Raw genomic sequence first — 16,044 nt, 5'->3', positions numbered from 1 at the left:
GGCATGGTGCAGTCCGCCGGGCTAGGTCTCCCGATTCGTGAGCCCCGGCACCCAAACGAGTCACGATTGGGTGCCGGGGCTCACGAATCGGGTGGTGCTGGCTCGCCGCGTGGGTGGCGAGGTCTCAGATGAGGCCGAGCTCCTTGACGGCGTCGCGCTCCTCGGTGAGCTCGGCGGCCGTGGCGTCCATCTTGGTGCGGCTGAAGTCGTCGATCTGAAGGCCCTGGACGATCTCCCAGTCGCCGTTGCTGGTGGTGACGGGGTAGGAGTAGATGAGTCCCTCGGGGATGCCGTACGAGCCGTCGGAGACGACGGCCATGGAGGCCCAGTCACCTTCGGGCGAGCCCTGCAGCCAGTCGCGGGCGGCATCGATCGTGGCGGAGGCAGCCGACGCGGCCGAGGACGCACCGCGGGCCTCGATGATGGCAGCGCCGCGCTTGGCGACGGTGGGGATGAAGTCGTCCTCGATCCACTGCTGGTCGTCCACGACCTCCGCAGCGTTCTGGCCGTTGATCTCGGCGTGGAAGATGTCCGGGTACTGGGTGGCGGAGTGGTTGCCCCAGATCGTGAGCTTGCGGATGTCGGTGACCTTGGCACCCGTCTTGGCCGCCAGCTGGCTCAGGGCACGGTTGTGGTCCAGGCGGGTGAGGGCGCTGAAGCGCTCGCGGGGGATGTCGGGAGCGTTGCTCATGGCGATGAGGGCGTTGGTGTTGGCGGGGTTGCCGGTGACGCCGATGCGGATGTCGTCGTCGGCGACCTCGTTGAGCGCCTTGCCCTGGGCGGTGAAGATGGCCCCGTTGGCCTCGAGCAGGTCGCCGCGCTCCATGCCCTTGGTGCGTGGGCGAGCGCCCACGAGAAGTGCCAGGTTGGCGCCGTCGAAGATCTGGTTCGCGTCGTCACCGATCTCGACGGAGTCGAGGGTGCCGAAGGCGCAGTCGTCGAGCTCCATCACGACGCCCTCGAGCGCCTTGAGCGCGGGCGTGATCTCGAGCAGACGCAGCTGCACGGGAGTGTCTGGCCCGAGCAGTGCTCCGCTGGCGATGCGGAAGAGGAGGCTGTAGCCGATCTGGCCGGCGGCGCCGGTGACGGCGACCTTGACGGGGGTGCTCACGAGGGTGCTCCTTGAGGACGACGCTGGGTGCACCACAGAACGTAGCCGACCGCATGGCTGGGGGTGCAACCGGCCAACCAGACTTGTCGGGCACGATCACTCCTGCGGCGGGCCCGGCTGACGAGATGCGAACAGCTCATCTGTGGCAGTTGCCCCTGCCTCGGTGGCGCGCCGCAGGAACTCCCCGATCAGCTCGAGCTGGTCAGCGGTGTAGTCCGCACAGACCTGGTCCATGGCGGTGCTCATGGGTGAGTAGTGGCCGATCAGCTCTCGATTTCGCTCGGTGAGCGCGTGGACGCGGACCGTACGACGGTCGGCAGCGTCGGCGTCCCGGAGCCGACTGATCCAGTGTCCCCGTTCGAGCCGGTCGAGTACGCCGGTCAACGTGGCCGGGTGGATGCCGGTCCGACGTGAAAGCTCCGACGGTGTGATTGGGCCGTGACGTCCGATCACGTCGAAGCAGTCCAGGTCGGGGCCCTTCATGGCGACCTTGGCGCTGACCTGCTGGTTGAGCATGGCGAGCTGACTGCGCAGGTCGCGCAGCGACTGCTTGATGAGGGTCGTCGCCGATCGGTGGCGTTTTCGATCGTTCCCAGATAATATGGTTCTCATATAACATCCACCTCAGATGATCCCGACCAGACTATAGGTGCGCTCATGGAAGCCCAGAAGCAACCGCGCCGGCTCAAGGCGGGTGACAGGGTCGCGGGCCGGACGCTGACGACGATCGCCGGGACGAACGTCGAGCTGCTCGATCCTGTCGGTGTGACTCACCTGCAGTTTCGGCGGTTCGCTGCGTGCCCGATCTGCAACCTGCATCTTCGCAGGGTCGCGGCCCGGTTGGAGGAGATCGAGGCTGCCGGTGTCCGCGAGCTCGTGGTCTTCCACTCCGAGGTCAGCGCGATGCTGCCGCACCAGGGTGACGTGCCGTTCGCAGCGATCGCTGATCCGAGGAGAATGTTGTACGACGAGTTCGGCGTCGAGGTGTCACCGAGGGCGCTCCTGAGCCCCGCCGCCTGGGCCGCGCCACTTCGTCTCCAATCATGGAGGGTGGCGCTGCGTGAGCTGCGTGATCCGGGCTCCAGGCCGTTCCACATCCGTGGTGGCTCGATGTCAGGGCTGCCCGCGGAGTTCCTCATCACCCCCGACGGCTTGGTGCGCGCCGCCAAGTACGGCAGACATGCCAACGACCAATGGGCGGTGGACGAGCTGCTGCACCTCGCCGCGACCGCGACGACCGACTCGCGGTAGAGCCAGGATGGAGCACACGTCGTACCTGGTCGTGACGGCCGTGGCTGCGGTGGCGAACGGGTTCTCCGGAGTTGTCGCACTGCTCCGGCCGCGGGCAGTGGTGGAGCGGCTCGACGCGCGGATGGCGGAACTGGGTGTTCCCGTGTCGTGGAGCAGGTTTCCCATCGGCACGCTCAAGACGACCGGTGCGGCGGGTCTGGTCGCCGGCCTCGCAGGGATGTCGACGGTCGGCGTCGCTGCCGCGATCGGGTTGCTGTTGTTCTGGGTCTGCGCCGTTCACACTCACCTGCTGGCCCGTGACTACCGTGGCGGAGCCATGGTCGCTGGAACCTTCCTCACCGTGACGATCGCGGCGCTGACAGTTGGCGTCGCGGCGTATTGATCCGTCGGACCGTGGTCGAGCCAATCTCATCGGGACCGTGGACGGCGCTCAAGCGCTACCCACCGGTCCGCTCACTCCTTCTCGCCGACGATGACGGCGTGGGTGAGTCCGGCGATCGCGGCGCCCACGACCGGGGCGAGGATGAACACCCAGACCTGGAGCAGCGCGTCACCACCGGCGAACCAGGCGACGCCGAGGGAGCGTGCGGGGTTCACCGACGTGTTGCTGACCGGGATGCTCACCAGGTGGATGAGGGTCAGTGTCAGGCCGATGGTGATCCCGGAGAACCCCACGGCGGCCCGCTTGGCCGACGCGCCGAGGATGACGTACAGGAAGATGGCCGTCAGGATCACCTCGGTGACCAGTACCGCGCCCAGGCCGTAGCCGCCGGGTGAACGGTCCCCGTAGCCGTTGCTCGCGAAGCCGGACTCGACGGCATCGAAGCCGGACGTGCCCGAGGCGATGAACAGCAGCACGGCGCCGGCGATGGTGGCGCCGACGACCTGTGCGACGACGTAGCCGGGCAGGTCCTTCCAGGCGAAGCGTCCTGCGGTGGCGAGCCCGACGGTGACTGCGGGGTTGAAGTGGCCGCCGGAGATGTGCCCGAAGGCGTAGGCGCCGGCGACGACGGTGAGCCCGAACGCGAGGGCGACCCCGGCGAAGCCGACGTACTCCCCGGCGAGCACGGCGGTGCCGCAGCCTCCGAGGACCAGGATGAAGGTGCCGACGGTCTCGGCGCCGAGCCGGGCAGTCGTGGTGGGTGCGGTCATGCTCGATCTCCTCTTGTGAGGGTCGCAACTGGTGTGGTGGGGCGCGACCCTTCCCCGGATGTGAGTCAGGATAGACCTCCGGGACGTGCCGGCGCAGCAACCGATATCTTGAGGTCGAGAGATTTCCGGCCGACATCGAGGAGTGGCCGCATGGCCAAGATCATCTACACCCACACCGACGAGGCGCCGCTGCTGGCGACGTACTCGTTCCTCCCGGTCATCGAGGCCTACGCGTCCACGGCAGGTGTCGAGGTCGAGACCCGCGACATCTCCCTGGCGGGACGGATCATCGCGCAGTTCGGCGACCGGCTCAGCGAGACCCAGCGCATCGACGACGCGCTCGCCGAGCTCGGTGCCCTGGCCGACGAGCCCGATGCGAACATCATCAAGCTGCCGAACATCAGTGCCTCCACCCCGCAGCTGAAGGCGGCGATCAAGGAGCTTCAGGAGCAGGGCTACGACCTGCCCGACTATCCCGAGAGCCCCGCCACCGAGGAGGAGCGGGACGCGCGGGCCCGGTACGACACGGTCAAGGGCAGCGCGGTCAACCCCGTCCTGCGACAGGGCAACTCCGACCGTCGAGCTCCGGCCGCGGTCAAGAACTACGCCCGCACCAACCCGCACTCGATGGGTGCCTGGAGCGCGGACTCCAGGACGAACGTCGCGACGATGGGTGCCGATGACTTCTTCAGCAACGAGTCGTCCGTCGTCATCGAGGGGGACGACCAGCTGACCATCCGGCACGTCGCGACCGACGGCAGCACCACGGTGCTCAAGGAAGCCTTCGGCGTGCTCGACCAGGAGGTCGTCGACGCCAGCGTCCTGCGCGCGGCGGCACTCGATGAGTTCCTCGCCGCCCAGGTGCAGCGCGCCAAGGACGAGGGCATCCTGTTCTCGGTCCACCTCAAGGCGACGATGATGAAGGTCTCCGACCCGATCATCTTCGGCCACGTCGTCAAGGTCTTCTTCGCCGACGTCTTCGAGCGTTTCGGGGACGACCTCGCTGCCGCCGGCCTGAGCCCGAGCGACGGACTGGCGTCGATCTTCACCGGTCTGAAGGAGCTGCCCAACGGTGCCGAGATCCGGGCCGCGTTCGATGCGGCCATCGCCGACGGCCCCGAGCTCGCCATGGTCGACTCCGACAACGGCGTCACCAACCTGCACGTCCCGAGTGACGTGATCATCGACGCCTCGATGCCGGCCATGATCCGCACGTCGGGGCAGATGTGGGGCCCGGACGGCGGGCAGGCCGACGCCCTGGCCGTCATCCCGGACTCCAGCTACGCCGGCGTCTACCAGGCGGTCATCGAGGACTGCCGTGCCCACGGCGCCTTCGACCCCACGACGATGGGTTCGGTGCCCAACGTCGGTCTCATGGCGCAGAAGGCAGAGGAGTACGGCAGCCACGACAAGACGTTCGAGATCGCCTCGGCCGGCACCGTGCAGGTCGTGGACGGCTCCGGCGCCGTGCTCCTGGAGCACGAGGTGCAGCCGGGTGACATCTGGCGGGCCTGCCAGACCAAGGACGTCCCGATCCGTGACTGGGTCAAGCTCGCCGTCACCCGCGCGCGTGCCTCGGGCGCGCCGGCCGTCTTCTGGCTCGATGAGTCCCGGGCACACGATGCGAACCTGATCGCCAAGGTGAAGCGGTACCTCCCCGAACATGACACCGACGGACTGACGATCGAGATCCTGCCGCCCGCCGAGGCCACGAAGTACTCGATCGAGCGTCTCCGTAAGGGCGAGGACACCATCAGCGTGACCGGCAACGTGCTGCGTGACTACAACACGGACCTGTTCCCCATCCTGGAGCTCGGCACCAGCGCCAAGATGCTCTCGATCGTCCCGCTCATCAACGGCGGTGGGCTGTTCGAGACCGGGGCCGGCGGCTCCGCGCCCAAGCACGTGCAGCAGCTGGTCAAGGAGAACTACCTGCGCTGGGACAGCCTCGGCGAGTTCTTCGCCCTCGCGGCGAGCTTTGAGCACCTGGCCACGACGGCCGGCAACGCGCGGGCGCAGATCCTGGCCGACACGCTGGACCGTGCCACGGGGACGTTCCTGCAGGAGAACCGCTCCCCGGGCCGCAAGCTGGGCACGATCGACAACCGCGGCAGCCACTTCTACCTCGCGCTCTACTGGGCCGAGGAGCTGGCTCAGCAGAGTGAGGACGCCGAGCTCGCTGCGGCGTTCGCCGATGTCGCCTCCACGCTGCGCGCAGACGAGCAGACCATCGTCGACGAGCTGCTTGCCGTGCAGGGTTCGCCGGCGGACATCGGTGGCTACTTCCGTCCGTCCGGCGACAAGGCCACGGCCGTCATGCGTCCTTCCAGCACGCTCAACGGCGTGCTGGACACGCTCTCGGTCTGAGGCAGGCCCCGGCCGGTGCAGTCCGGTGCCCCACCGGCCTGCACCGGCCGGAGGCTCTCAGCCCAGACGTGTCTTCACCTCGGGCTTGACCACCTTGCCGACCTTGGATCGCGGGAGGTCGTCCCAGACGTGGATCTCCTTCGGGGTCTTCACGCTGCCGATGGCCGCCTTGACGAAGGCGGTCAGCTCCGCGGGGTCGATCGCTCGGCCTGCGCGGGCCTGTACGACGGCGACGACCCGCTCCCCCCACCGGTCGTCGGGCCGGCCGATGACAGCACAGTCCTGCACGGCCTCGTGCTCCATGAGAGCCTGCTCCACCTCGGCGGAGTAGACGTTGAATCCACCGGTGATGATCATGTCCTTGGCACGGTCCACGATGTAGAGGTAGTTCTCCTCGTCCAGGTAGCCGATGTCGCCGGTGTGGTGCCAGCCGTGGGCCGAGGCGGCCGCGGTCGCCTCCGGGTCCCGGTAGTAGCCGTTCATCACCAGTGAGCCACGGATGACGATCTCGCCACGTTCGCCCGGGCCCAGCACCGTTCCGTGCTCGTCCATGATCGCGACGGTGACCAACGGCGCGGGTCGTCCGGCCGAGGAGAGGCGGGACGTCGCGATGCTGCCGTCGTCGGCGAAGTGTTCCTCCGGTGGCAGCATCGAGATCATCATGGGCGCCTCGGTCTGTCCGAACAGCTGGGCCATGACCGGGCCGATGCGCTCCAGTGCCTCCTGCAGGCGGGCCACGGACATCGGAGCGGCTCCGTACCAGAAGCAGCGCAGCGTGCTGAGGTCAGCGGTCTCCAGCTCCGGGGCGTCGAGGAGCATGTAGATGAGTGTCGGTGGCAGGAACAGGTGCGTCACGGCGTGCCGCTCGACGACCTCGAGGAGGTGCGGCACGTCCGGCGAGCGCATGATCACGATCTCCCCGCCGCTGGCGAGGATCGGGAAGCACAGCACCCCCGCCGCATGGGTCAGGGGAGCGACGGCGAGGTAGACCGGTCGCGGACCGATCGGGTACCCCATCAGGGTCAGGGCCGTCATGGCCTCGAGGTTGCGCTCGGCCAGCACGACCCCCTTGGGCCGCCCGGTCGTCCCCCCGGTCCCGACGATCATGGCGAGGCCCTCTGGTGCGTTCCGGTCCACGGGGTGCTCGGTGTCGGACGCGGCCAGGAAGTCATCCCACCCGAGGTGGCTCGCCCGGGGTCCGTCCAGGCACACCCAGGTGTGGACCTGGTCGAGGTCGGGGGCGATGGCATCGACGAGCGGGCCGAAAGACTCCTGGTAGATCACGACCTCGCAGTCGAAACGATCGAGGATCTCGCGGTTCTCGTCGGCCTCGTTGCGCGGGTTGATCGGGCACCAGATGGCGCCGGCGCGACTGATGCCCAGCACGCACGTGAAGGCCACCGGATCGTTGGCCGAGACGATGGCGACCTTGGCGCCCGGCCGCACGCCGGCGCCCGCGAGGGCGCCGGCGATGCGGTCGGTCAGGTCGTCGACCTCCCGGTAGGTCAACGACACCCCGTCGGTCGTGAGGCAGGGGGCGTCCGGGGCGATCGAGGCCCCCTTGTCCAGGTACTCGACGAGGCGCATGTCAGCCGTGGACGGTCAGACGAGGCTCGGCGACCAGACCGAACGACCGCAGGACGCCCAGCAGCTCGCGGTGACCGAAGGCCTGGCACCCGCTGGCGAATCCGACCCGTCGGGGCGGGGCCTGGATCAGCGAGTACGCCGCGTAGGCCTGCAACAGACCAGTCTGCTGGTAGTTGCTGTTCCCGTGGATCACGCAGTGCGCCCGGCCGAGCGGCCCCGAGGCGTGGACGGAGTCAAGCGACTTGTTCACCCGCGGGTTCTCCCGTGGGGGCATGACGCTCATGACCTGTCGCGCGGTCTCGGTGAGCGCCGCGTCGCGATCGTCGGTGTTCATGTCCTGGGTGGCCTCCAGCGCACCGGCCACGATCTGCGGGACACCGTGCATCAGGGCCGCGTCGAAGACCCCGCCCTGTGCCTTGCAGTTGGCGACGCGCGGGTCCCGCTTGAACCACACCGGATGGGAGGTTCCACCCCACGGCAGCGACAGTGCGAGCTCGTGCTGGCCCGGCACCACCAGGGGCACGAGGCCTTGCTCCGGGTCGAAGGCCGTGTACTCGTTCTGCTCCAGGTAGTGAGCGGTCGAGGTGGCGGCGTTCACCAGGATGGTGCGGGTGGAGGCGATCGTCGGGCTGCCTCCCCAGAACACGGCGATGTCCAGGGTGTCCAGTCCCGGCGTCTCGAGGCAGAGCTCGGCGGCGATCTCCCCGATCGTGTACATCTGGGCGATCCCGGGGGAGAGCAGCAGGCCGGCAGAGGCGAAGTCGGCGCCGTACTCCTCCTCGCAGGTGATGAGCCAGTCCTGCTCGCCGGTCGTGTCGGTGTAGTGGACCCCGGCGGCCAGGCATGCCTGCACGACCTCGGGACCGAGCGTGCTGAACGGGCCGACGGTGTTGAGCACGACCGAGGCTCCGGTGAAGAGCTCGGTGAGGGAGGCGACGTCGTGCTGGACGGCGACGATCTCGTGCTCGGCGGTCTCGATGCCGGGGACGTGGGACTCCAACGAGTCGCGCAGGGTGTCCTCGCTGCGACCCGCCGCGATGAACGGCACGCGGTACTGCCGCAGGTACTCACACACCAGGCGCCCGGTGTATCCGGAGGCTCCGTAGACGACTACTGGTTTGTTCGTCATGTCACATCCCCATTCCGCCGTCGACCGGCAGGCCGGCCCCGGTGATGAATCGTGCTGAGTCCGATGCCAGGAACACGACCGCATCGGCCATGTCCGTCACGTCGCCGAGGCGTCCGGCCGGGGTGAGGTCGACGACCGCGCCGACCGCTGCCTCGGGGGACTCGAAGAGCCCGAGCTCTGCGACGTCGTTGGCCAGTCCGGCCCCCATGGCCGTGGGCACCAGGCCCGGATAGACGCAGTTGACCCGAACGCCGTGGCCGAGCTTGCCCGCCTCCATGGCGGCGACCCTGGTCAGACGGTCCACGGCGGACTTGGTGGCCGAGTAGACCGCGATGCCCGGGAACGCGATCGTCGCCGCCACCGAGGAGACGTTGATGATCGAGCCGCCGGCGCCCGCGGCGCCGCCCGGACGCATCGCCAGCAGTCCGTGCTTCAGCCCGAGCGTGGTGCCGAGGACGTTGACCTCGAGCGTGCGGCGCACGTCATCGGGCTTGACGTCGGTGACCAGGCTGGTGATCTCGATCCCGGCGTTGTTGACCAGGATGTCCAGTCCTCCGAGCGTGCTGACGGTCGTCGCGACGGCGTTCTGCCAGCTCGTCTCGTCGGTGACGTCGTGCTCCACGAAGCCGTGCTGGTCGCCCAGCTCCTGCGCGGCGGCGCGCCCGGCGTCCTGCTGGACGTCGGAGATCATCACCCGCGCTCCGGCCGCCGCCAGGGCGGCGGCCATTCCTTGGCCCAGTCCCTGGGCTCCACCGGTCACGAGAGCTCTTCGCCCGCTGAGATCCAGTCCACTCATGTTGATCGCTCCTTGTGTCTGAGGCGTGATGCGGACCACACTCTCGGTGATCTTGACACTTGTCAAGACTTTTCTGGACAGTCGTCAAGACTTTGAACCCGGGGCTGGGTACTCTGAGATCGGACCACCGAGGAGGGCTCATGTCCGCAACCGTGCAGACGTCACGCATCGACAAGGTCGAGCAGCGGCGGCTGGAGCTGGCCGAGTCGGCCCTCAAGACGCTCGGCGAGCTCGGGTACGCCCGGACGAGCCTGCGTGAGATCGCCACGAACTCGCCGTTCAGCCACGGTGTCGTCCACTACTACTTCCAGGACAAGACCGAGCTGATCACGTACTGCGTCCGTCACTACAAGACGATCTGCTCACGCCGCTACGACGAGACGGTCGAGCGGGCGTCGACGGCCGAGGAGCTGGCCGACGGGATCGTCTCGATCATGGGCCGCACGCTCATCGAGGACGCCGGGCTGCACCGTCTCTGGTACGACCTACGCACCCAGAGCATGTTCGAGCCCGGGTTGCGCGCCGACGTCCGCCAGATCGACCAGCTCCTCGAGGACATGACGTGGCGCATCGTGTCGCGCTTCGCCGAGCTCAACGACACCGAGGTCGTGGTGGACGCTCCCACCGCCTACGCCGTCGTGGACGGCCTCTTCGAGCAGGCGCTCGTGGCGCGCGTCGACGACCTGACGCAGGCCGCGGCGGCCCTCACCGAACGCGTACGAGCGGTGCTGCCGCGACTGGTGCGCTGACCGGGCTCGGCCCGGAGGTGGGCGCAGCCCAGGACTGGAGATACGAGGCGGTGATGGGGGGCGGCGTGAGCATGTTCACGGCTGGGTGAGGGAATGGACCGCGCCTGTCGTGGCTTGACCGGAGGGTGCGCACACCCGTGAAGACCCGGCCCGTGGTTCGTGGACCCAGCACGCCCCACGTGGGCCTGGCCATCGTGGCCCTGGCGCTGGGTGGCTTCGCGATCGGCACCACCGAGTTCGTGACGATGGGCCTGCTCCCCGAGATCGCCGAGGGGATCGGGGAGACCATCCCGCGCACCGGTCACATCATCAGCTCCTACGCCCTCGGGGTGGTGGTGGGTGCGCCGCTCATCGTCTCGCTCGGCGCCCGGCTGCCGCGGCGTGAGCTGGCCGCGGCGCTGATCGTCGCTCTCGGCGTCGGCAATGCCGTGACGGCCCTGTCCAGCGGATACGAGGCGGTGCTGTTCGCCCGCTTCCTGTCCGGGCTGCCCCACGGTGCCTACTTCGGTGTGGCGTCGCTGCTGGCTGCCTCGCTCGTCGCCCCGGCACGCCGTGGCCGCGCGGTCAGCGGAGTCATGCTCGGGCTCTCGGTGGCGACCGTCGCCGGTGTCCCGGCTGCGACGTGGCTCGGTCAGGCGCTGGGCTGGCGCAGTGCCTACTGGCTGGTGCTGGCGCTCACCGTCGTGACCGTGGCCCTGCTGTTCGCCTTCGTGCCGCACCAGCCGGGCAACCGTGCCGCGACGGTGCGCAGTGAGCTCACGGCGCTCGCTCGTCCGCAGGTGCTGTATGCGTTGTCGGCCGGGATGATCGGCTTCGGCGGCATCTTTGCCATGTACTCCTACATCTCGCCCCTGGTCACCGATGTCGCGGGACTGCGCAGCTCGGCGGTGCCGCTGTTCCTGCTGGCCTTCGGTGTCGGGTCGGTGGCCGGCACGTGGCTGGCCGGGGTGCTCGCCGACTGGGACGTGCAGCGCGCCGTCGTGCTCGGATTCGTCGCCCTCGTGGGGTGCCTGGTCGTCTTCTTCGGGGTGGCGCCGTTCGCGGTGCCTTCGGCCGTGCTGGTCTTCATGATCGGTGTGCTCGGCTCGGTCCTCGCGGTCACGCTGCAGGTCCGGCTGATGAGCGCCGCGGGGGACGCGCAGATGCTTGGCGCCGCGTTGAACCACTCAGCCCTCAACGTCGCCAACGGTCTGGGCGCATGGATGGGTGGCGTCGTCATCGCCAGTGGACACGGCTACCGGGCCGCCAGCCTGGTCGGCGCAGGGCTCGCCCTCCTCGGCCTACTGATCTTCCTGTCCGGTCTCGCCGCCCAGGCGCGCCACCAGCGCGCACGGTGAGAAGCACCCACGAGTTGCCGAGGGTGGACGCTGGACGGGAGGCTGGTCGCATGACTGACATCGCCGATCGCGCCCGCACGCTGCTGGACCTTCACCACCGAGGCTCGACGCTCGTGCTCCCGACCGTGTGGGACGCCTGGTCGGCCCGGGCCGTGACCGATACCGGTTTCCAGGCCCTGAGCGTCGGCAGCCACCCGCTCGCGGACTCCCGCGGTCAGGCCGACGGTGAGCAGATGAGCCTGGCCGACGCACTGGAGGGCATCGCGCGCATCACAGCCGCGGTCGACGTGCCGGTCACCGCCGACGTCGAGTCCGGCTACGACACTCCGGCCGCCGAGCTCGTGGAGCGCGTGCTCGATGCCGGGGCCGTGGGGATCAACGTGGAGGACACCGTGCACAGCGAGGGCCGGATCCGGGGCATGCAGGAGCACGCCGACTACATCGGCGAGTTGCGTGCCGCTGCCGATGCTGCCGGCATCGCCCTAGTCATCAACGCCCGCACCGACGCCCTGCTGCACGGCCGCGAGCGTTTCGACGACCCGGTGGGCGAGGCCGTCGCGCGTATCCGGGCGTGCGAGGAGGCCGGAGCCCGCAGCGTCTACCCCGTGAAGATCCCCGACGCCGCGACGCTGCGGACGTTGCTCGACGCGGTGAGCGTGCCGCTCAACGTCACCGCCAACCCACGGACGGGGGCTCCGTCGGGGTCCCTTGAGGAGCTCCGCGCTGCCGGTGTCCGCCGCATCACCTACGGGCCGCTGCTGCAGGCCGAGCTGACGGCCGCCGTGCAGGACCTCGTCCGCCCTTGGGTGTGAACGACCGGGCCGCGCCGTCCCGTCAGCGGCCGGCGTCCTCCGCGGTGCCCGCGACGGTCGTCGCCGGTGTGGACGAGCGCCGCTGGGCGGCCGCGTCCACCTCGATCAGGTCCCGGCTCAGCCACGAGTGGTAGACCGAGGTGAACACCAGCGGCGCCGCCACGGCGGTGAACGGCCAGACCAGGTAGAAGAAGATGGCTGTGGCCGTGGGCAGCCCGCCCAGCGTCCCGGAGCTGTCCAGCGTGGCGTGAGCGGCCACGAAGCCGAGCAGCATCACGCAGCCGAACGTGCAGATCTGCGCAACGCCGGACGATGACCACTGGTTGGCGGTGTTGAGTGCACCCAGGAACATGAACAGGGTCACGCTGACCGGGATCGCGTAGTAGACCGGCTGCCACCAGTCGAGCACCATGCCTGCTGTGGCAACGGTCAGGATGACCAGGCAGGCCATCACCAGCCGGTCGATGCGGCCGTTCGACTCACGGGGCGCCTCCAGCAGCCGGTCGAAGTGCTCGGCAGAACCCTGTGATGGAGCCAGCAGCGAGACCGCGATGAACAGGACGATGCCGGAGGTGATGATCGCGCCGCCGTAGGAGAAGTACGCCGGCAGCGTGATGATCTCCTCGGAGGTCAGCAGCGTGAGGGCGAGGTTCGCCACGATGCCGTAGGCGACCGCGACCGACGTGGCAAGGGCGGTGGCTCGCTTCCAGTACAGACCGAGGACGAGCGGTCCGAAGATGGCCGCCGCGAACGCCGCCCAGCCGATCGCGCCGAGCAGGAACACCACCTGGGCCAGGTAGAGGGCGAAGAGGAGGGCGCAGACGACGACCACCGTGCTGGCCACGCGTGCCCACAGCAGCTCGCGTCGCACCTCACGCCCGAAGGCACTCGGCAGGTCCCTCATCAGGGCGGAGGCGCCGACGGCGATGAAGGAGTTGGCGCTCGACATGATCGCAGCGAGCAGGCCGGCGAGCACGAACCCGGCGAACCACGGCGAGACCATGGTGTCGAGGAACCACGTGGACGTGCTGTCCTGTCCACCCGGGCTCGCGACCAGGTCGGGCGCGCGGCCCTGCATGGTCAGGCCGCGGCTCGCGAGGCCGATGCTGATCGCGAACAGCGTCGTGACCGCGTAGGCCACCGCCGCGACGAAGGCGCCCCACTTGAGCTCCGTGTGCGAGCGCAGCATCAGGAACTTGGTGATCAGCTGCGGCTGGGCTGCTGCGCCGAGGATCGCGAGCATCGCGAACGTGTAGACGAAGGTGAGAGGTTGTCCGCCGGCGGGCCCGTCCAGACGCAGGAAGCCGACGTCGGACGCGGCGATGGTCTCCAGCATCGACCCCCATCCGCCGAGGGTGTTGGTGGCGACGACGAAGACGCCGAGCGACATCACGATCATCAGCAGGCCCTGGATGAAGTCCGTCCAGGCGCCAGCGAGCATGCCGCCGACGATCGTGTAGATCGTCACGATGAGCGAGCCGACGATCGCACCGGTCGTGGTGCTGGTGCCGAAGATCAGGGCGATGATCACGCCCATCGCAGTTACCTGGGCGGTCATGTAGGCGACCGAGCCGACGAACATCGCGATCGACATCGTCACGTGAGCCGAGCGCCCGGGAAAGCGGAGCTTGATGACGTCGGGCACGGAGAACACGTCGTGCTGGCGGGCGAGCCGGTACAGCCGGCTGCCGAGCAGGAACCACGACAGGGCGAAGGCCAGTGGCACGAACAGGGCCGCGCCCACCAGAGCCTCGAGCCCGACGGCGTATGCCTGACCGGTGTGACCGATCATCCCGAACCCGCTCTGGATCGAGGAGAAGGTCCCGACCGCCATGACGAGGAAGCCCAGGGTCTGGCCCGCGACGAGGAAGTCCCGCGAGTTGTGGACGCGCGCTCTCGCCCACATGCCGATGCCGATCATGACGAGGAAGTAGACGATGATCAATCCGACTGAGACACTCATACTACTGAGTATGATGTGACTCTCGGCACATCGTCAACCAGCGGTGAGGAGCAACGGTTGAGTCCTTCGACAGACGACGCGGATACGGTCGATCCCCGGGCCGTGGCCCGGGTCAGGATCCTCGACGCGGCAGCAGTGGCGTTCATGCGGCAGGGATTTCGCAGCACGACGATCGACGACATTGCCGCTGACCTGGGGGCCACCAAGGGGCTGATCTACTACCACTTCCGTTCCAAGTTCGATCTCTTCCTCGCGGTCTACGAGGAAGGCATGCGCCGGGTCCGCGATCGAGTGCAGCCGCATACGGAGGGGAGCGAGGACGGCCGGGAGCGGCTCGTGGCGATGTCGGTCGCGCACCTGCACAACCTGATGAGCGACCTCGCCTATCACCACGTGGTCCACCAAGGCGTGCGCGCCAAGGACTCGGTGGAGCTCAAGATCAGGCAGCGTGACGCACTCGACGCGTTGAACGAGCACCGGCGCGGCTACGAGCAGCTGTTCCGGGACGTGGTCGCGGACGGGATCGCGGACGGGTCGCTGCGTGCAGTCGACCCGTCCCTGGCCGCGCGCACCCTCCTGAGCAGCTTGAACGGCGTGGACCTGTGGTTCCGCAACGTCGAGGGTCAGAGTGATGCGGAGCTTGCCGACCTGGCGACCCAGGTCGTCGGACTGCTCATTGGGGGCCTCGAGGCTCGGGGCGGGCGCCATGGTTGACGCCGGTGGTCAACGCGCGGGCCGGCTCCTGGAGCCACCGCACACGTCGGTCCGCATCGCGGCCACATATGGCCCGGACCGCCTCTGCTGGAAGGTGCCGCTCAGCTCGCCACGGTGTCCGCGCCGACCGCTGGACGCAGCCAGACGCGGTCACCCTCATGCAGGCCGAGAGCCGTCGCCTCGGCCCGGGTGACGACCACCTGAACGGGCGGGTGCGCTCCCGGTCCCTCAGGGGTGACCTCCAGCCGGATCTCGAAGCCGATGCGTGTCCACCGGGTGATCGTCCCGACCGCGGTGGCGGCCTGCTCGTAGCGGGAGATCTCGATGTCGTGCGGGCGGATGAGCCGGTCCCCGAGGGTGGTGACGGGGCCGAGGAAGCTGAGCACGAAGTCACTTGCCGGCCGGTCGTACAGGTCGTCCGGAGTGCCGACCTGCTCGATGCGACCCTCGTTGATGACCACGATCGAGTCAGCCACCTCCAGGGCCTCCTCCTGGTCGTGCGTCACGAACACCGTGGTCACGTGCATCTCGTCGTGGAGACGACGCAGCCAGTCGCGGAGCTCCTTGCGGACCTGGGCGTCGAGCGCACCGAACGGCTCGTCCAGCAGCAGGACGGTGGGCTCGATGGCCAGGGCCCGCGCGAGCGCCATGCGCTGGCGCTGGCCGCCGGAGAGCTGGGCGGGGAGCCGATGGGCGAACTGCGTCAGGTGCACGAGCTCAAGCAGCTCGTTCACCTTGGCCCTGATCTCGGCCTTGGGACGCTTGCGGATCTCCAGCCCGAAGGCCACGTTGCGCGCCACGTTGAGATGCTTGAAGGCCGCGTAGTGCTGGAAGACGAACCCCACGTTGCGCTTCTGCACCGGCAGGGCCGTGGCATCCTTGCCCTCGATGACCACCGACCCGGTGTCGGTCTGCTCCAGACCCGCGATGATCCGTAGCAGCGTCGTCTTGCCGCCGCCGGACGGACCGAGCAGCGCGGTCAGCTGGCCCGTGGGGATGCTGAGGTCGACGTCGTCGAGGACGACGAAGTCGCCGAACCGCTTGCTGACTCCGGACACTTCGATGCTCATACGGAG

15 protein-coding genes are annotated in these 16,044 nt (G+C 68.7%); 7 read left to right on the top strand and 8 right to left on the bottom strand.

Annotated elements, in window-relative coordinates; translation table 11 throughout:
* Window positions 1-124 precede the first annotated feature (124 nt).
* A complete protein-coding gene (locus ACEVFP_RS16160) occupies window positions 125-1,144 on the bottom strand; it encodes a malate dehydrogenase (protein WP_375003856.1) in 1,020 nt (339 codons plus the stop codon).
* Between the two features lie 63 nt (window positions 1,145-1,207).
* Window positions 1,208-1,723: a MarR family transcriptional regulator gene (locus ACEVFP_RS16155; protein WP_375000468.1), complete on the bottom strand. Its 516-nt coding sequence runs from the start codon at window positions 1,721-1,723 to the stop codon at window positions 1,208-1,210.
* A 45-nt stretch (window positions 1,724-1,768) separates the two neighbouring features.
* On the opposite strand from ACEVFP_RS16155, the gene ACEVFP_RS16150 reads away from it, so the two are divergent.
* Together ACEVFP_RS16150 and ACEVFP_RS16145 are read left to right on the top strand one after the other, a co-directional pair.
* Window positions 1,769-2,362: a peroxiredoxin-like family protein gene (locus ACEVFP_RS16150; RefSeq protein ID WP_375000467.1), complete on the top strand. Its 594-nt coding sequence runs from the start codon at window positions 1,769-1,771 to the stop codon at window positions 2,360-2,362.
* 7 nt (window positions 2,363-2,369) lie between these two features.
* Window positions 2,370-2,744 (top strand): DoxX family protein, encoded by a 375-nt coding sequence (locus ACEVFP_RS16145; protein WP_375000466.1) that lies wholly within the window; start codon window positions 2,370-2,372, stop codon window positions 2,742-2,744.
* Window positions 2,745-2,815: 71 nt separating this feature from the next.
* Here the strand turns inward: ACEVFP_RS16145 and aqpZ are convergent, their stop codons facing one another.
* Window positions 2,816-3,514: an aquaporin Z gene (gene aqpZ, locus ACEVFP_RS16140; protein WP_375000465.1), complete on the bottom strand. Its 699-nt coding sequence runs from the start codon at window positions 3,512-3,514 to the stop codon at window positions 2,816-2,818.
* A gap of 150 nt (window positions 3,515-3,664) precedes the next feature.
* On the opposite strand from aqpZ, the gene ACEVFP_RS16135 reads away from it, so the two are divergent.
* Window positions 3,665-5,881: an NADP-dependent isocitrate dehydrogenase gene (locus ACEVFP_RS16135; protein ID WP_375000464.1), complete on the top strand. Its 2,217-nt coding sequence runs from the start codon at window positions 3,665-3,667 to the stop codon at window positions 5,879-5,881.
* Window positions 5,882-5,938: 57 nt separating this feature from the next.
* Here the strand turns inward: ACEVFP_RS16135 and ACEVFP_RS16130 are convergent, their stop codons facing one another.
* From ACEVFP_RS16130 to ACEVFP_RS16120, 3 genes are read right to left on the bottom strand one after another with little or no spacing between them, the layout of a single operon-like run.
* Window positions 5,939-7,468, bottom strand: coding sequence for a long-chain fatty acid--CoA ligase (locus tag ACEVFP_RS16130; RefSeq protein ID WP_375000463.1), 1,530 nt, complete (start codon window positions 7,466-7,468; stop codon window positions 5,939-5,941).
* Between the two features lies 1 nt (window position 7,469).
* Window positions 7,470-8,597, bottom strand: a complete 1,128-nt coding sequence (locus tag ACEVFP_RS16125) for a DUF5938 domain-containing protein (RefSeq protein WP_375000462.1) — start codon at window positions 8,595-8,597, stop codon at window positions 7,470-7,472.
* A gap of 1 nt (window position 8,598) precedes the next feature.
* Complete coding sequence (locus ACEVFP_RS16120) at window positions 8,599-9,393, bottom strand: SDR family NAD(P)-dependent oxidoreductase (protein ID WP_375000461.1); 795 nt, start codon at window positions 9,391-9,393, stop codon at window positions 8,599-8,601.
* A 140-nt stretch (window positions 9,394-9,533) separates the two neighbouring features.
* On the opposite strand from ACEVFP_RS16120, the gene ACEVFP_RS16115 reads away from it, so the two are divergent.
* The 3 genes from ACEVFP_RS16115 (at window position 9,534) to ACEVFP_RS16105 (ending at window position 12,291) form a co-directional block, all read left to right on the top strand.
* On the top strand, window positions 9,534-10,142 hold the full coding sequence (locus tag ACEVFP_RS16115) for a TetR/AcrR family transcriptional regulator (protein ID WP_375000460.1): 609 nt from the start codon (window positions 9,534-9,536) through the stop codon (window positions 10,140-10,142).
* 137 nt (window positions 10,143-10,279) lie between these two features.
* Window positions 10,280-11,479, top strand: coding sequence for an MFS transporter (locus ACEVFP_RS16110; RefSeq protein ID WP_375000459.1), 1,200 nt, complete (start codon window positions 10,280-10,282; stop codon window positions 11,477-11,479).
* A gap of 50 nt (window positions 11,480-11,529) precedes the next feature.
* Complete coding sequence (locus ACEVFP_RS16105) at window positions 11,530-12,291, top strand: isocitrate lyase/phosphoenolpyruvate mutase family protein (protein WP_375000458.1); 762 nt, start codon at window positions 11,530-11,532, stop codon at window positions 12,289-12,291.
* A gap of 22 nt (window positions 12,292-12,313) precedes the next feature.
* On the opposite strand, the gene ACEVFP_RS16100 is transcribed toward ACEVFP_RS16105, so the two are convergent.
* Window positions 12,314-14,254 (bottom strand): sodium:solute symporter, encoded by a 1,941-nt coding sequence (locus ACEVFP_RS16100; RefSeq protein WP_375000457.1) that lies wholly within the window; start codon window positions 14,252-14,254, stop codon window positions 12,314-12,316.
* A gap of 57 nt (window positions 14,255-14,311) precedes the next feature.
* Here ACEVFP_RS16100 and ACEVFP_RS16095 point away from each other — a divergent pair, with 57 nt between their 5' ends.
* Entirely contained in the window at window positions 14,312-14,968 is a 657-nt protein-coding gene (locus ACEVFP_RS16095; RefSeq protein WP_375000456.1) for a TetR/AcrR family transcriptional regulator, read from the top strand.
* A 101-nt stretch (window positions 14,969-15,069) separates the two neighbouring features.
* Here ACEVFP_RS16095 and ACEVFP_RS16090 read toward each other — a convergent pair whose 3' ends face one another.
* Window positions 15,070-16,038, bottom strand: a complete 969-nt coding sequence (locus ACEVFP_RS16090; protein ID WP_375000455.1) for a sulfate/molybdate ABC transporter ATP-binding protein — start codon at window positions 16,036-16,038, stop codon at window positions 15,070-15,072.
* Window positions 16,039-16,044: the final 6 nt, after the last annotated feature.

This window comes from Aeromicrobium sp. CTD01-1L150, from assembly GCF_041951745.1.
Lineage (GTDB): Bacteria > Actinomycetota > Actinomycetes > Propionibacteriales > Nocardioidaceae > Aeromicrobium.
This window is presented reverse-complemented; position numbering and strand designations above follow the sequence as displayed.

Excerpts from the sequence above, each read along its gene's own strand:
- ACEVFP_RS16155 (WP_375000468.1), bottom strand. The coding sequence starts at position 1,723 with ATGAGAACCATATTATCTGGGAACGATCGAAAACGCCACCGATCGGCG.
- ACEVFP_RS16150 (WP_375000467.1), top strand. The coding sequence starts at position 1,769 with ATGGAAGCCCAGAAGCAACCGCGCCGGCTCAAGGCGGGTGACAGGGTC.
- ACEVFP_RS16145 (WP_375000466.1), top strand. The coding sequence starts at position 2,370 with ATGGAGCACACGTCGTACCTGGTCGTGACGGCCGTGGCTGCGGTGGCG.
- aqpZ (WP_375000465.1), bottom strand. The coding sequence starts at position 3,514 with ATGACCGCACCCACCACGACTGCCCGGCTCGGCGCCGAGACCGTCGGC.
- ACEVFP_RS16135 (WP_375000464.1), top strand. The coding sequence starts at position 3,665 with ATGGCCAAGATCATCTACACCCACACCGACGAGGCGCCGCTGCTGGCG.
- ACEVFP_RS16130 (WP_375000463.1), bottom strand. The coding sequence starts at position 7,468 with ATGCGCCTCGTCGAGTACCTGGACAAGGGGGCCTCGATCGCCCCGGAC.
- ACEVFP_RS16125 (WP_375000462.1), bottom strand. The coding sequence starts at position 8,597 with ATGACGAACAAACCAGTAGTCGTCTACGGAGCCTCCGGATACACCGGG.
- ACEVFP_RS16120 (WP_375000461.1), bottom strand. The coding sequence starts at position 9,393 with ATGAGTGGACTGGATCTCAGCGGGCGAAGAGCTCTCGTGACCGGTGGA.
- ACEVFP_RS16115 (WP_375000460.1), top strand. The coding sequence starts at position 9,534 with ATGTCCGCAACCGTGCAGACGTCACGCATCGACAAGGTCGAGCAGCGG.
- ACEVFP_RS16105 (WP_375000458.1), top strand. The coding sequence starts at position 11,530 with ATGACTGACATCGCCGATCGCGCCCGCACGCTGCTGGACCTTCACCAC.
- ACEVFP_RS16100 (WP_375000457.1), bottom strand. The coding sequence starts at position 14,254 with ATGAGTGTCTCAGTCGGATTGATCATCGTCTACTTCCTCGTCATGATC.
- ACEVFP_RS16090 (WP_375000455.1), bottom strand. The coding sequence starts at position 16,038 with ATGAGCATCGAAGTGTCCGGAGTCAGCAAGCGGTTCGGCGACTTCGTC.